General features: G+C 64.1%; 10 protein-coding genes and 3 pseudogenes. 7 read left to right on the forward strand and 6 right to left on the reverse strand.

Annotated features, from left to right (window positions below; all coding sequences use genetic code 11):
• The first annotated feature begins 13 nt into the window (after positions 1-13).
• Entirely contained in the window at positions 14-928 is a 915-nt protein-coding gene (locus DR843_RS13850; RefSeq protein WP_109686715.1) for a transporter substrate-binding domain-containing protein, read from the forward strand.
• Positions 929-1,003: 75 nt separating this feature from the next.
• Here DR843_RS13850 and DR843_RS13855 read toward each other — a convergent pair whose 3' ends face one another.
• Positions 1,004-1,750 carry a DUF4184 family protein gene (locus tag DR843_RS13855; RefSeq protein ID WP_109686717.1) on the reverse strand — a complete coding sequence of 249 codons (747 nt, stop codon included), beginning with the start codon at positions 1,748-1,750 and terminating at the stop codon, positions 1,004-1,006.
• 102 nt (positions 1,751-1,852) lie between these two features.
• Here DR843_RS13855 and treY point away from each other — a divergent pair, with 102 nt between their 5' ends.
• Complete coding sequence (gene treY / locus DR843_RS13860; protein ID WP_109686719.1) at positions 1,853-4,249, forward strand: malto-oligosyltrehalose synthase; 2,397 nt, start codon at positions 1,853-1,855, stop codon at positions 4,247-4,249.
• Complete coding sequence (treZ, locus tag DR843_RS13865) at positions 4,246-5,706, forward strand: malto-oligosyltrehalose trehalohydrolase (RefSeq protein WP_109686721.1); 1,461 nt, start codon at positions 4,246-4,248, stop codon at positions 5,704-5,706. Before treY ends, treZ begins: the two co-directional genes overlap by 4 nt.
• Here the strand turns inward: treZ and DR843_RS13870 are convergent.
• A pseudogene (locus DR843_RS13870) lies at positions 5,703-7,264 on the reverse strand (IS1634 family transposase). The gene treZ and the pseudogene DR843_RS13870 sit on opposite strands and share 4 nt — an antisense overlap.
• A 132-nt stretch (positions 7,265-7,396) precedes the next feature.
• Between DR843_RS13870 and DR843_RS13875 the strand changes: the two are divergent.
• Together DR843_RS13875 and DR843_RS20590 are read left to right on the forward strand one after the other, a co-directional pair.
• On the forward strand, positions 7,397-7,681 hold the full coding sequence (locus DR843_RS13875; RefSeq protein ID WP_170119872.1) for a DUF3459 domain-containing protein: 285 nt from the start codon (positions 7,397-7,399) through the stop codon (positions 7,679-7,681).
• Between the two features lie 1,021 nt (positions 7,682-8,702).
• Positions 8,703-9,578: pseudogene (locus tag DR843_RS20590) on the forward strand (IS110 family RNA-guided transposase); the annotation flags it as partial.
• Between the two features lie 24 nt (positions 9,579-9,602).
• Here the strand turns inward: DR843_RS20590 and DR843_RS13885 are convergent.
• The gene (locus tag DR843_RS13885; RefSeq protein ID WP_211310250.1) at positions 9,603-11,165 is read right to left on the reverse strand and encodes an IS1634 family transposase; all 1,563 of its coding nucleotides are present in this window, start codon (positions 11,163-11,165) and stop codon (positions 9,603-9,605) included.
• Positions 11,166-11,338: 173 nt separating this feature from the next.
• Here DR843_RS13885 and DR843_RS13890 point away from each other — a divergent pair, with 173 nt between their 5' ends.
• Positions 11,339-11,599, forward strand: a complete 261-nt coding sequence (locus DR843_RS13890) for a hypothetical protein (protein WP_174888836.1) — start codon at positions 11,339-11,341, stop codon at positions 11,597-11,599.
• Positions 11,600-11,779: 180 nt separating this feature from the next.
• Positions 11,780-12,235 (forward strand): annotated as a pseudogene (locus DR843_RS13895) (ISL3 family transposase); the annotation flags it as partial.
• Positions 12,236-12,254: 19 nt separating this feature from the next.
• On the opposite strand, the gene DR843_RS19840 reads toward DR843_RS13895, so the two are convergent.
• The 3 genes from DR843_RS19840 to DR843_RS13910 all read right to left on the reverse strand — a co-directional run bounded on the left by DR843_RS19840 (position 12,255) and on the right by DR843_RS13910 (position 15,535).
• Positions 12,255-12,827 (reverse strand): hypothetical protein, encoded by a 573-nt coding sequence (locus tag DR843_RS19840; RefSeq protein WP_146202587.1) that lies wholly within the window; start codon positions 12,825-12,827, stop codon positions 12,255-12,257.
• Positions 12,828-13,378: 551 nt separating this feature from the next.
• On the reverse strand, positions 13,379-14,659 hold the full coding sequence (locus DR843_RS13905; protein ID WP_172461486.1) for an IS256 family transposase: 1,281 nt from the start codon (positions 14,657-14,659) through the stop codon (positions 13,379-13,381).
• A 39-nt stretch (positions 14,660-14,698) separates the two neighbouring features.
• Positions 14,699-15,535 carry a hypothetical protein gene (locus DR843_RS13910; RefSeq protein WP_170119873.1) on the reverse strand — a complete coding sequence of 279 codons (837 nt, stop codon included), beginning with the start codon at positions 15,533-15,535 and terminating at the stop codon, positions 14,699-14,701.
• Positions 15,536-15,547: the final 12 nt, after the last annotated feature.

Here is a 15,547-nt window from a genome sequence, read left to right on the forward strand (position 1 = left end):
GAAAGGAACCACCATGTCCACGCGCCCACTCGTCCCGGCCCTCGCCGTCCTGGGAATCGCTCTCGCCGGTTGCTCCTCCTCCGGCCAGGCTGCCACCTCCTCCGACCAACCCACCGCTGACCTGGTCAGCGCGGTCAAGGTCGACAACGCTGCTCGCACGTTGTTGCCGCAGACGGTCCAGAAGTCCGACGTCATCACGCTCGGCACCACCCAGGCAGTCGGTACCGCCGGACTGCCGCACGCGGGGGTCGACAGCAGCGGTCAGGAGATCGGGCTGTCGATCGATCTGCGCAACGCAGTCGCCAAGAAACTCGGCATCACCTTCAAAGAGGAGTTCGGCACGTTCGCCTCGATCATCCCCGGCGTGCAGAACGGCAAATATCAGGCGGGGCAGGCGAACTTCGGGGTCACCAAGGCGCGCAGCCAGGTTGTCGACTTCGCGACGTACCTCAATGACGGCCAGGCCTTCCTGGGCCGCAAGGACCTGAAGATCGACAAGGTCTCGCAGATCACGGATCTGTGCGGTCTGAAGCTCGCGACCTCGCCGGGCACGACCTTCCAGAAACAGTTGGAGAGCCACGCCGGTGATTGCGCCAAGGCGGGTAAGCCGAACTGGACCGTGCAGTACTTCGCCGACACGGCCCCGATCTACCTAGGGCTGCAGAACGGCAAGGTCGACGTGTTCTTCGGCCCGGCGGTCACGTTGAAATACCAGGCGACCAAGATCCCGAACACCAAGTACCTCGGGACGTTCTCGACCACCCCGGTCGGTTTCGCCACCGCCAAGGGCTCACCGATCGCTCCGGCCCTGGTCAGCGCGGTCAACTCGCTGATCAAGGACGGCACCTACGGCAAGATCCTGGCCAAGTGGAAGGTCCCGGACAACGCGATCACCACCTCGCAGCTGAACCCGCCGGCCCCCTTCTGACCGACGGAACTTCTGCAGCGCAACTCACCTGGCGACCTCCGCGCCACGTGAGTTGCGCAGCGAAAGTCGGGGGCGTCAGGGACCGGTCCGGCGCGGCAGCAACCACCAGAGACAACTGGCCAGCACCACCATCGCCAGCAACGTCACACTGAACCGGCGCACCGCAGCAACCCCCGCGATACGGATTCCCTCGGGCATCGCGTGCACACCCGTGATCGCGGCCAGCAGCACCGGAACGCCGAGCACCGCGACGAGGAACACCCATCGCAATGCCGGGGTGAGCCGGCGGTCCACCACCGGCCGCCCCGTGTGGCGGTGGTAGCGCCGCACCAGATAGACCACCACGATGAGTACGCCGATCACACCGCTGGCGTACTGGGCCCAGCGGCTGGCGGGCATCGGGCCGATGTCGTCGCGCAGCAGCGGGATACGCGAACTGCCCCAGCGCCCGGGGTGGGTGAAGGAATCCCACACCACATGGGTCAGCGCGCCGGCGACCACTCCCAGGGCGGCCGCCGGCCACTCCCACGGACGCACCGTCCCGCGATCCGGCACCTGCTCACCGAGAGCCGCAGGCAGGGCGTCGCGTGTGGGCGTGAGCACGATCAGTCGCCAAGCGACGACGATGACCACGCCAACCGCCAGATCCAGCGTGACCACACCCCGCAACGAATGCGCCGCGTTGTAGGCGTCCGTGCTGAACAGGAACCACACCAGATCCGGCACCACCGATCCGACGACCCAAGCGGCAGGCACCACCCAACGCCGCGGTTTGGCGGTCGCCGGTAGGACGGCGGCGATGTGGGCGGGCGTGAACGGCACGGCTCAGCGTAGGACGCGGGGCGCCGTACGTCTGGCAGATCACGTCAGGACACATGACCCTTAGGGAAGTGACACCCGGGCGGCCACGGCAGGATGGGACCCATGCGCGACACGCCGACAGCGACGTACCGGCTACAACTCAACGAACACTTCACCTTCGCGGACGCCGCCGAGCAGGTGCCCTATCTGCGGGAGTTGGGCGTCTCCCACCTGTACCTGTCCCCGATCCTGACCGCGATGCCGGGCTCCATGCACGGGTACGACGTGGTGGACCACTCCGCGATCAATCCGGAGTTGGGCGGTCGCGCGGGTTTCGAGACCCTGGTGCAGGCCGCGCACGAATACGAGCTCGGGATCATCGTCGACGTGGTGCCCAACCACATGGCCTTCGCGGCACCGGAGAACCTGAATCATCAACTGTGGCAAGTGCTCCGGGATGGTCAGGATGCGGCGACAGCTGAGTGGTTCGACATCGACTGGGCGGCCGGCGACGGCAAGCTCGGGATCCCCGTCCTGGGGGACACCCTCGGAAACGTCCTGGCTGCAGGCGAACTCAGCATCGACACCAGCGGTGACGAGCCGGTGCTGCGGTACTACGACCACGTGTGGCCGCTCGCAGCAGGCACAGCCAGTGACGACGTCGCCGCGACCGTTGCGCAGCAGCACTACCGGTTGGCCAGTTGGCACGAGAAAGACCAGGTGCTCAACTACCGCCGCTTCTTCGAGGTCGATGAGCTGATCGCCGTCCGCGTCGAGATCCCTGAGGTCTTCGACGCGACCCACGCGCTGCTCCTGGAGTTGCACAAAGCGGGCCTGATCGATGGCTTCCGGATCGACCACCCCGACGGCCTGGCCGATCCCGTGGGTTACCTGGAGCGCCTCAGCGACGGCACCGACAAAGGAACGCCGATCTGGGTCGAGAAGATCCTCGAGGGCAGTGAACAACTGCCCACCAACTGGCCGTGCGCGGGCACCACCGGGTACGACGCACTGGGCCTGATCGATACCGCACTGATCGACGAGGCCAGCGCCGACGTCATCGAGAACGAGTGGGTCGCCTCCGGTGGTGAGCCGGACTACGACACCGCGGTTGCCGCCGCCAAGCGTCAGGTGGTCACGCAGTCCTTCGGCCCGGAGATCGAGCGCCTGACCCGCCGCGCCGCGCAAGCACTGCCCGATCACGACCCGGACCGGCTTCGCGAGGCGATCACCGAACTCGTCGTGGCCGGTGAGGTGTACCGCGCGTACGCCAAGCCGGAGACCCGGTTGAGTGAGCAGGCTCGCGCGCGACTCAGCAAGGCGTTCGTCACCGCGGCCGAGACGCGTCCCGACCTCGGCGCGGAGTTGACCGCGTTGGTCCCGCTGACGGTCTTTGCTGACGACGACCAAGCCGCAACGGATTTCGGCATCCGGTTGCAGCAGACGTGGGGTCCGGTGATGGCCAAGGGCATCGAGGACACGACGTTCTACCGCTGGAACCCGTTCGTCGCACTGAACGAGGTCGGCGGCGATCCCACTCGCTTTGCGACTGCCGGTCCGGAGCGTTTGACGGCTTGGTCGGTCACCCGTCCCGACACCTGGCCGCGCACGATGACCACGCTGTCGACCCATGACACCAAGCGTTCCGAAGATGTGCGGGCACGACTAGTCGCAGTCGGCGGTGACCCCGACGCGTGGTCCCGGATCAGTGCGGCTGCCCGCAAGGAGTCGCAGAAGGCTGGCGTCGATCCCGACGTCGGCCACTTCGTGTGGCAGACCATCCTCGGCGTCGGGCCGATCGACGACGACCGCCTCACCGGTTACCTCACCAAGGCCTTACGTGAGGCAAAGTTGCACTCGACGTGGACACATCCGGATGAAGACTATGAGACGAAAGTCATTGCGCTGGCGCAGAAATTCCGTGATTCCGGCTCCACGCACGACGCGATCGAGAACGCCATCACCGAGAACGCCGACGCCATCCGCGCCTGTGTCCTGGGCGCGCGGACCCTCGAACTCACCATCCCCGGTATCCCGGACACCTACCAGGGCTGCGAGGCACTCGATCTCAGCCTGGTCGATCCCGACAACCGCCGACCGGTCGACTACGGCGCCAACGCCCGCGCCCTGATCAGCGACACCACGTGGGGCGCCGACCTCAGCGCGGACAAGACCCACCTGGTGGGCCGGGTCCTCGAGCTGCGGCGTCGCCTCCCTGGCGTCTTCAACGGTGGCTACCAGCCGATCAAGACCGGAAACGACCACCTGATTGCGTTCACCCGTGGCAATGCATCGCGACTTCGCCTGCCCGGCAGCGGATCTCGTGATGCAGTCCTCGTGCTGGTGACGCGGGCGCCGGCCCGCCTCGCCCGGTCTGGTGGGTGGGCGGACACCGAGGTCACGTTGCCTGACGGACCGTGGCGCGATGTGTTGACCGGCGCCGAGACCGCGGGCGGGACCACGGCGGTCGGTGAGGTGCTCGAGAAGCTGCCGGTCGCCGTACTGGAGAAGGTGTCGTGAAGTTCGAGGTCTGGGCCCCCAATGCCTCCGCAGTCGATCTCGCCCTGGGCGAGCAACGGATCCGCCTGACCGCGGGCGCGCAGGGCTGGTTCGGCGGTGAGGCGGAGGCGGTTGCAGGTGATCGTTACGGCTACGTGCTGCACACCGATGAGGGAGAGTCGAAGGTCTTGCCCGACCCCCGGTCGCTGTCCCAACCGGACGGGCCGGACGAGCGGTCGGCCGTGCTCGACCTGGGCGAATACGACTGGCAGGACGAAGGATTCACTGCGCCACCACTGAGGGGTGGCGTGGTCTACGAGTTGCACATCGGCACCTTCACCCCGGGCGGCACGTTCGCGACGGCGATCGACCAGTTGGACTACCTGGCCGATCTGGGGGTGACCGTCGTGGAGGTCATGCCCGTGGCCGCCTTCCCGGGCAGCCGGGGCTGGGGCTACGACGGAGTCTGCCCGTACGCCGTGTTCGAACCCTACGGAGGAGCCGCCGGTCTGCAGCGGTTCGTCGACGCATGCCATCAGCGCGGTCTCGCGGTGTGCTTGGACGTCGTCTACAACCACCTCGGACCGAGCGGGAACTACCTGCCCAGCTACGGTCCGTACTTCACCGATGCCTACAAGACGCCGTGGGGTTCAGCGGTAAACCTCGACGGCGCGGGCAGTGATCATGTGCGGCGGTACTTCTTGGACAACGCCATGATGTGGTTGCGCGACTTCCACATCGACGCCCTGCGCCTGGATGCTGTACACGCGTTGATGGACGGTCGCGCGTTGCCGTTCCTGGAACAACTCGCCGCCGAGGTGGTCATGCTGGCCACCGCGACCGGGCGGGAACTCACCCTGATCGCCGAGTCCGACCGCAACGACCCCGGCACCGTCTCGGCACGCAACGTCGGCGGACTCGGCATGGACGCCCAGTGGGCTGATGACGTCCACCACGCGCTGCACGTGCGACTGACCGGCGAAACCGGCGGCTACTACGGCGATTTCGCCGATCCGGAGGCATTGTCCAAGGTGCTGCGGACCCCGTTCTTCCATGACGGCACCTACTCGACGTTCCGCAATCGTCACCACGGCAGACCGGTCGACCCCGCGACGTCTCCCGGTTGGCGGTTTGTGGCGTCGCTGCAGACGCACGACCAGGTCGGCAACCGTGCCACCGGCGACCGACTGGCGGAACTGGTGTCGGTAGGTCGGGTCGCCGCCGGGGCCGCGATGCTGCTGACCAGTCCCTACACCCCGATGCTCTTCATGGGAGAAGAGTGGGGTGCCACGACGCCCTGGCAGTACTTCACCGACCACCAGGATCCCGAGCTGGCGAAGGCGGTATCGAAGGGTCGGAAGGCCGAATTCGCTTCTCATGGCTGGGGTTCGGAGGTTCCGGACCCGCAGGATCAGGAGACGTTCACGCGGTCCAAACTTGACTGGTCGCAACCGCAGACCCGACTCGTGCCAATTTAGTGTGTCGGCCAGGTTGTGCCAGTCGCAGCGAGAATCTCGGCCGCGAGTGGGTTGAGCGGATCGGCGGCGACGTGCTGGTGACCGGCGATTCGCACGGTGATCTGCTGCAACGGGCGCAGGGTTCGCACGATACTTTTGATGCTGATCCCGGTCTGCTGCTGGAGGTGTCGGCTGATCGCGAGGGCGGCGAACACGATGGTCAGGTGGGCTTCGATGGCGTCGCGGTCGTCATGGAAGATCGGCCGGGCTCTCAGGTCGGTTTTGGACATCCGGAACGAGGCTTCTACCTGCCACAGGTCGTGGTACTTCGCGATCACCTCGGCTGCGGGCATCGTGGCGTTGGGGATGTTGGTGACGTAGCCCTTCAACCCGACCAAGCGCCGAGCCCGATCCAAACCTGATTGATCCAATTCGGTTGCGCCGTCGATGGTTTTGACGAACCGGGGCTTTTTGGGTGCCCGTTCCCCATCGACCACGGCCTGCGCGCGTTGCTGCTGGATCGTCAACGTCTTGGCGTCCCGGACAGCGCGTTTACGGGAGTACGCCCACGCCGCCCGCCACGACAACGGATTGTCCTGCCGGTCCCACACCGGTTCGGCGGCTTTGTTGGGGTCGTTCTCCGCCTTCGCTGCGGCGCTGACCCGCCGTGGGGTGATGGTGTCGATGACCTGCCCATCAGCGAACGCATCCCCGCGCCAGTGGAAGTGCTTAGCCAGGTCACCGGGGGCTTTGACGACCCGGGAGCCGACGATGAACCGCAGGTTCGCCTCATCGAGCTTGCCCAGGTTCTCCGCCGATAACATGCCGGCGTCGGCGACCACCACCATGTCGGCCAGGCCGTGCCGCTCTTGGAACTGGGTCACGATCGGCACGATCGTGGCGGTCTCGGCCTGGTTGCCCTCATAGCAGCCGATCTCCAACGGGAACCCTTGGCGGTCCACCAGCAACCCGACCACGATTTGTGGATCGACCCGGCGTTCTTTTGAGTATCCGACCTTGCGTAGGTCGTCTTCCTGCTCAGCTTCGAAATACAACGTGGTCACGTCGTACAGGCACAAGCTGAGATCTCCTGCGGTAGTGGCGTGTTCGAAGCACGCAGTCGCCAGGGTGTCGCGGTACTCGGCGCTGGCGCAGCGTTTCAGGGAGCGGAACATCGTGCGCAGCGACGCGTGTTCGACGCCGATCTCGTCCAGGACACGCACCGTGTCCGCTTTGGAGGTCGTTCGATGATCCGGGCCAACACGAACTCCCGAAACGCGGCATCGCCGAGCGCGTCGAACCCCAAGGCGGTGTAGGCCTGCGACAGGACCTCCCACAGGACGGCGCTGGTCTTGCCGGTAATCACGCCCTGACCAGCCGGGACAGCTCCAGCGCTCAGGTCCAGTTCGCCCTGCCCGGGGTGAAGACGCTGCCGAGCAACCTGCACCAGCACCGCTAGCTCTTGGGCGGTGTGCGCAGAGCCGAGGTGTTCCAGCACCTTGTCGCGTCCATCGACGCGCTGCGCGATCTGCACGGCGGTCGCGCCCGAGGCGGTCTTGACCTTCCGCACGAACACCACGACCCCAGAATATCGGCCCGATTAGTGTGTCAAAACCTGCAACCGCAACGCCCTGACCAGCACCGATGACTCGCCGACCGCGAAATCCCGCTCAAGTGGCACGAGTCGGGGCAGACAGGCGATCACGCACGGGTGCTGCAGTGGTACCGAACCTTGATCGCGTTGCGGCATCAGGTCGCGGACCTGAGCGATCCCGCTCTCGGCACCATCGCCACGACCATCGACGACGACCTCATCCGGATCCAGCGTGGGGCCTACCGGTTGGTGATCAACCTGCGCAACGAGAGCGTCCCGATCGGCCTCAGTCCCGACGAGGTCGTCGTGGCCGCATTCGACGCCGAACTCGACCAGAGCACAGCCGGATCCGACAAGCCGGTGGTCAACATCGAACCGGACGGGACTGTGCTGATCGGCTAGCCTCCCCACCCTGCAGACGCCACGCTGGACAGGTCAAAGTTGACACTGATAAGCAAGGCGACGCCTCACACCGAGGCGGGGCGAAAGAGGGTCTACACAATCCACGGTGTAGAAGCTCGTGCAGAGCCACTTACCTGCACCCTTCCGTGCACGAACTCAAAGGGACCGCAACTGGCCTCATCGCCATCACTGGCGTTCCCAATCCCACGGCGGACGCCCTCTCTTCAACGCCTCACTCAATCCACGGGCCCCTACGAAAGTTGGAATCGGCAGCGACTTTTCCACCCACTTGCCTAGCGGGAACAAGGGGTACTATTTGTCGCCGTCCGGCGATCCAACTAGCCGGAAAGTGGGATCTTCTGTAAGGCCAGTGGAATCTCCATATACCCAATTTTGATAAGGTCCTTCTTGCGAGCATCTGAATTTACTGAAACGATGAATATCGGTCCTCCCCACTCACTTACGTCCATTGCATCAGACAAACCTGGAGCCTCCGGATATGAAACGATTGATATCCAGCAGAGTTCACCAAGCGGCAGGATAGTGTGAGTCACCACACCCACAACGAACCGACCTCCGACAGGAAGGGCGAAGACCAACCCCGGATCGGAGCGTCTCAAATCTCCCTTGGCGGGTTGATAATCCCCGTGAGCCTGATTCATTTGCACGACCGCTGCTCGTCGGGGAAATGGCCCCGTCGACTGGTCGCGGCCCGGAACCGGCGTTTAACGACTCGATCCCGTTGGTACCGGGTATGAAAGACCTCAGGCGTCCGCGTGTTGTTCTGCTGGCCCGACCGTACTGGTTGGGCGTACGGTGCGACCGTCCGGGACAGGGGCGTCTGGGGAACCAGCACGGGCAGGCCGTTCTTACACAATGAGTTGTGAACTCGCGTTAGTAGTTGGCCGCCCCTGCGACTGGTCCGGCTGCGCTGAGAGCGCGTATCCGTAGGTGTCGTTCCGCCCACCGGTTCCCCGATCACTACTGACGAAAGGGATAGGTGATGGTCAGATACATCGGCATGGACGTACACCGTGAATTCGCTCAGCTCGCGGTTGTCGAAGGCGGTCTCACCCGCGACGACGGTCGCATCGGCGTGACTCCTGAGGCGTTGCGGGAATGGGCTGCAGGACTGCGCACGGACGACGAAGTGGTGCTCGAGGCCACCGGTAACAGCGACGCTATCGCCACGTTGTTGACGCCACTGGTGACTCGAGTCGTAGTGGCTAACCCCACCAAGGTGCGCGCGATCGCCGAGGCAAAGGTCAAGACCGACAAAGTCGACGCGCGTATCCTCGCGCAACTGCTCGCCGCGGACTTCCTGCCGCCAGTGTGGCTTCCCGATGAGCGAACACGGTCGCTGCGCCGGCAGGTTTCGCGGCGGACCCATCTGGTGCGGCAACGCACCCGATGCAAGAACCAGATCCATGCGATCTTGAACCGCAATCTGGTTCCAACACCCCCGGTCAGCGACTTGTTCGGCAAATCCGGGCGGCATTGGCTTGCTGCGCAGCAACTCCCGATCGACGAACGGGACAGTGTGCAAGCGTTGCTGCGACAGATCGACTTCCATGCCAGCGAACTCGCCGCAGTCGATAAGGACCTGGCCACGGCGGCGTTGGCTGACCCCACAGCGTTGCGCCTGATGACCATCCCTGGCGTCGACGCGATCACGGCGATCGCGATCATCGCCGCGGTCGGTGACTTCACGAGGTTCGCCTCGCCGGACAAGCTGGTCTCCTACCTCGGGCTCAACCCCAAGGTGCGCCAGTCGGGTAACTCGGCCCCGGTCCACGGGCGCATCAGTAAGGCTGGCCGCGCCCAGGTGCGCGGTGCGATGGTCGAAGCAGCATGGTCGGCCTCGAGGGCACCAGGGCCCTTGCGGGCCTTCTATCAACGGATCCGCCCGACTCGTGCCAATTTAGTGTGTCGGCCAAGTTGTGCCGGTCGCGGCGATTATCTCGGCCGCGAGTGGGTTGAGTGGGTCGGCGGCGACGTGCTGGTGACCGGCGATCTGCACGGTGATCTGCTGCAGCGGGCGTAGGGTTCGCACGATCTTGCGGATGCTGAGGCCGGTGGCGTTTTGTAAGTGCCGGCTGATCGCCAGGGCCGCGAACACGATGGACAGGTGGGCTTCGATCGCGTCGCGGTCGTGGTGGAAGATCGGCCGGGCTCGCAGGTCGGTTTTGGACATCCGGAATGAGGCTTCGACCTGCCACAGGTCGTGGTATTTCGAGATGACCTCGGCCGCGGGCATCGTGGCCTTGGGGATGTTGGTGACATAGCCTTTCAACCCGACCAGCCGCTGCGCACGGTCCAACGATGACTGGTCCAATTCCGTTGTGCCGTCAACGGTTTTGACGAACCGGGGCTTTTTGGGTGCCCGTTCCCCATCGACCACGGCCTGCGCGCGTTGCTGCTGGATCGTCAACGTCTTGGCGTCCCGGACGGCGCGTTTCCGGGAGTACGCCCACACCGCCCGCCACGACAACGGATTGTCCTGCCGGTCCCACACCGGTTCGGCGGCTTTGTTGGGGTCGTTCTCGGCTTTCGCCGCGACGGAGGTTCTCTTGGGGGTGATGGTGTCGATGACCTGCCCATCGGTGAACGCATCCCCGCGCCAGTGGAAGTGGTTGGCCAGGTCACCGGGGGCTTTGACGACCCGGGAGCCGACGATGAACCGCAGGTTCGCCTCATCCAGCGCGGTGAGGTTGTCCGCCGATAACATGCCGGCGTCGGCGACCACCACCATATCGGCCAGGCCGTGCCGCTCTTGGAACTGGGTCACGATCGGCACGATGGTGGCGGTCTCGGCCTGGTTGCCCTCATAGCAGCCGATCTCCAACGGGAACCCTTGCCGGTCCACCAGCAGCCCGACCACGATTTGTGGATCGACCCGGCGCTCTTTGGAGTAGCCGACCTTGCGCAGGTCGTCTTCCTTCTCCGCTTCGAAATACAACGTGGTCACGTCGTACAGGCACAAGCTGAGATCCCCTGCAGCAGCGGCGTGTTCGAAACACGCCGCCGCCAACACGTCCCGATACTCGGCGCTGGCGCAGCGTTTCAGGGAGCGGAACATCGTGCGTAACGCCGCGTGTTCGACGCCGATCTCGTCCAGGACACGCACCGTGTCCGCCTTGGAGGTCGGCTCGATGATCCGGGCTAGCACCAACTCCCGGAACGCCGGGTCGCCGAGCGCGTCGAACCCCAGGGCGGTGTAGGCCTGCGACAGGACCTCCCACAGGACGGCGCTGGTCTTGCCGGTAATCACGCCCTGACCAGCCGGGACAGCTCCAGCGCTCAGGTCCAGTTCGCCCTGCCCGGGGTGAAGACGCTGCCGAGCAACCTGCACCAGCACCGCTAGCTCTTGGGCGGTGTGCGCAGAGCCGAGGTGTTCCAGCACCTTGTCGCGTCCATCGACGCGCTGCGCGATCTGCACGGCGGTCGCGCCCGAGGCGGTCTTGACCTTCCGCACGAACACCACGACCCCAGATTATCGGCCCGATTAGTGTGTCAAAAGCGGGAACCGCAACGCCCTGACCAGCACCGATGACTCGCCGACCGCGAAATCCCGCTCAGGTGGCACGAGTCGGGTTCTATCAACGGATCCGCGAAAAGCGAGGGTTCCAAATCGCGGTAGTCGCGACCGCCCGGAAGATGACCGTGCTCGCATGGCACCTGGTGACTAAAGGTGAGGACTACGCGTTCGCCCGGCCCAGCCTCACCGCCCATAAGCACCGCAAACTCGAACTCGCCGCCGGCGCGCGGTCCAAGCGCGGCAACGATCGCACCCCCGCAGCGGCCTACAACGACAAGACGCGCCGTCATGCCGAACGGGCGATCGTCGAGCAAGCCGAGCGCGCCTATGCAGTGAGTGTCGCGGCATGGCAACCACATCGACCTTCGCCGAACCCTTGACGATTTCATCCGTCGTATAGATCAGCTTGCGGGCCTCGACAGGGAAGTCCAGGAACGGGATGCGCTCGGCCGCTTAACCGGCTCTTCACAGTTGACGGTGTAACCAGGGCCGGCGCGGGGTAGACGTCGAGGTCCCCCGAAGATGGAAGTTCTCACACTGACCATCTGGAAGACCTCGACGTGCCTGAAACTACCTTCGCTTGCCCTGATCTGACTACGTTCGCCCGATTCGAGGGGCTCGGCTTGGTGGTGACCGGCCAACGGCTGGAGCCGGATCGTGCGGTGTTGGCGTGCCGGGTCGTGGAACCGGATCAGTGGTGCCGCCGCTGTGGCTGCGAAGGGACACCCCGGGACACGGTGACCCGGCGCCTGGCCCACGAACCGCTGGGCTGGCGACCCACCACGTTGCTGGTCACGGTGCGCCGGTACCGGTGCACCGGGTGCGGGCACGTGTGGCGCCAAGACACCACCGCGGCGGCAGATCCCAAGGCGAAGCTGTCCCGCGGTGGGCTGCGGTGGGCGTTGGAAGGGATCGTGGTGGCGCACCTGACCGTGGCCCGGGTCGCCGAAGGTCTCGGGGTCGCGTGGAACACCGCTAACGACGCTGTCCTGGCCGAAGGCAGGCGGGTCTTGATGGCTCTTCACACCCCACCACCTACAAAACTTTAGCGTGATACAGTGCGAAACCCGCATAGACCACGGTCGGCAGCAAATAGATAATCGATCGACAGTCGATAAACTTCCATTGCATCACCACTTTTTCGATTATGGGTGTGCATCCCTCGTCCTCTTGCCATTGGTCAACAATTATGGCCTGGAGGCCGGGAGGTACCGCACCCCGCATCGACATCGCCACACTCTGCTCCCAGCCGGCGACGGTCACGAGCCCTCCGCTCCTTAGACGGAGCTTCCAGCAGCGGAATCCACGAACAACCTCTTCAATGTCTCGCCGATCGATGCACCAGACCCTGATCGGATTTCGAACCACCACACTTGTAGCCAATAGATCTATGTATGGCCTGCCGAACCAGACATAAATGAGAACCCCCATCAATGCTGAGGTAAAGACCGCCACCAAGGAAGCAAGACCTGCATAGAAGTATTTTTCCGGTGGATGAAAGAGTGCCATAGGGTCATTAGAAATGACCAGTAGAAACAACCCAACTGGAGCGATGTTTCCGGCCACCGCATTGCTGATGTTTCTGTATCTCTTCACACTTTTACTCATCGTCGATAATTCCCGCCCAAAATTATCTTCCTCTACTCGTGCCGTTCACGTGTAGTCCCAGCGATGGTTAAAATAGGATTGAAATCCTAGCTGTGACACCCCTACCCCGGCGTTGAATTTCGTTCTGTAGAAATTAGGCCGAACCGTTGGCCGCCTCCGGAAAATAGTACGACCCGGCCGACTCCACTCACCGAGGCCGTTTCGTTCTGCCGAACCAAATCCGCGATCTAGCAGTCGGCCCGCCGCGCCACCTAGTACAGCAAATCCCCCGTTCAAAAGGGCTGGCACAACGGCGCGGTGGTCCCTCCAGCCATATCGCCGTGCATCAGACCAGTACTCCGCCCCAGTGACTAGGGCTCCAGCGGCAAGACACGCTCCGGCGCTAAAAAATACACAGGTGCCGAAAGCTGCACCCTCGGCAATTCCTCGCCAGTGCTTCTTTACGGCATGTACAATTGACTTCAACCATCCAAAGCCAAATTTTCCAGTGAGATCGAAATTGTCGATTGGATCTACGGGGTCCGTCTGATTCTTTGTGTAAGTGGCATCGGCTAGTTCAGACCTAGGCGGTCGCCGTAGGTCATGGATAGTACGTTCAGGATGTTCTTCCAGCCGGCGATCTGCCCGGTGGGGTTGGGTCGGTTCTTCTGCCGCTCCAACACCGCGAGGTAGAGCACCTTCAACGCGGATTGCTCGTCCGGGAAATGGCCCCGTCGACGTGTCGCTGCCCGGAACCGGGCGTTCAACGACTCGATCCCGTTGGTCGTATAGATCAGTTTGCGGACCTCGACAGGGAAGTCCAGGAACGGGATGAACTCGGTCCAGGAGTTGCGCCACATCCGCACCATCGCCGGATACAGCGGTTCCCACTGCTGCGCGAAGGTCTCGAACTCGGTTTCGGCCGCCGCCAGCGACGGGGCGGTGTAGATCCGCTTGAGGTCGCGGGTGATGGCCTGCCAGTACTTCTTGGAGGCGTACCGCAGACTGTTGCGGACCAAATGCACCACACACGTTTGCACCGTGGCGGCCGGCCAGGTCGCCGTGATCGCCTCGGGCAAGCCTTTGAGGCCGTCGCAGCACACGATGCACGCATCGAGGATGCCACGATTCTTCAAGTCCGACAGCATGTTCATCCACTGCTTGGCTCCTTCCCCACCCGATGGGCCGACCCACAACCCCAGGACATCGCGGAAACCGTTGAGGTCTATACCGATTGCCACATACACCGGACGGTTCGCGACCGTCCCTTCGCGGACCTTCAGCACGATCGCGTCGATCAGGATCACCGGGTAGATCGCGTCCAACGGACGCGCCGACCACGCCTTCATGTCACCCAGGACCTGGTCGGTGACCCGCGAGACCAGGTCCCGGGAAACATCGGTGTCGTACACCTGGGACAGGTGAGCGGCGATGTCCCCGGTGGTCATGCCCTTCGCGTACAGCGAAATCACGGCCTCATCGAACCCGGCCAGGCGGCGCTGGTGCTTGGGCACGATCTGCGGTTCGAACGTGCCGGCCCGATCCCGCGGAACCTGGATCTGCACGTCCCCGATCTCGGTGCGCACCGTCTTGGGGCTGGAGCCATTGCGGGAGTTGCCGCCATCGCGGCCGTTGACCGCGTGCTTGTCATACCCCAGGTGGGCGCTCATCTCGGCCTCCAGGGCTGCCTGCAGGACCCGCCGCGTCAGCGTCGTCAACAACCCACCCTCACCGGTCAAAGCGACCTGCCGCTCGACCGCCGAAGCGACCAGCTGCTGCGCCAGATCATCAACGTCAACCGACTCGGCCGACGACCTCGCCACCAACTCACCATGCGCTTGCTCATCAGACATGACGCGATCTTCCTTCCGCCCCAGCCAAAGCCAGGGACGTCACGCCAAGCCACTTACACAAAGTTTCGGACAGACCCCAGACTGGTAGTTCATCACCGACGCGTTCGGGCGCGCCTGATCCGTCGGGTAGGCGGTCAGGAACCCACCCGCGTTGTTATGCGCCTCCGTCAGGGACACGACGACCGCTGAAACGCTCTTACTGTTCGGCACCACCGTCGAGGAGTTCACCGCCACACCACGCACCGGGACCGTGACACTCGACCCCGGCGTCACCTTGCCCGCCTTCACATTCAGACCACTGCTGGTCGCCAAGATCCGAGTCGGGGCAATCGGGACAAAATAGTTCTGCGCGTCGTGATCCGGCGTCAGGTAGTACCCCTCCACATCGACCAGCACATCAACCGACCCCGCCGACAAATACAGGTTCAACTTCCCATCCGAAGTCAGGCCAGACTGCACCATCGCCCCGGCATCCTGCCCCGCGGTCAAATTCAGCATCGACGTCGACGGCGCGGACCCAGCACCCCACGCCCGCATCCACGAATTCGCCGACGGCCCCGAACCAGTGACATTCACCACGACCGCCGACACCCCCGAAGAGGGCACGCCACCCTGCCCCGTGACCTGCACCGCACGGGTCTCCCCAGCACCCCACTTCGCCTTCGTCGTGCCCAGCCCAGATCGCGAATCCACGATCCGTGCCGGGTTCAACGGAACAAACGTCCCACCGGCACTCGTGGCCTGGTTGTTGTCGTAATAGCCGCCGATATCAACAATCAAATTCGCCGACCCGGCGTAGTTATAAATCGAAATCTGCCCGTTCGCACCCACCGGCACAATCGCCGTGTTCGCGACGCTATAGGTACCCTGCGGCACGGTCAGCTGCGA

It is taken from the genome of Branchiibius hedensis (assembly GCF_900108585.1).
GTDB classification, from domain to species: Bacteria; Actinomycetota; Actinomycetes; order Actinomycetales; family Dermatophilaceae; genus Branchiibius; species Branchiibius hedensis.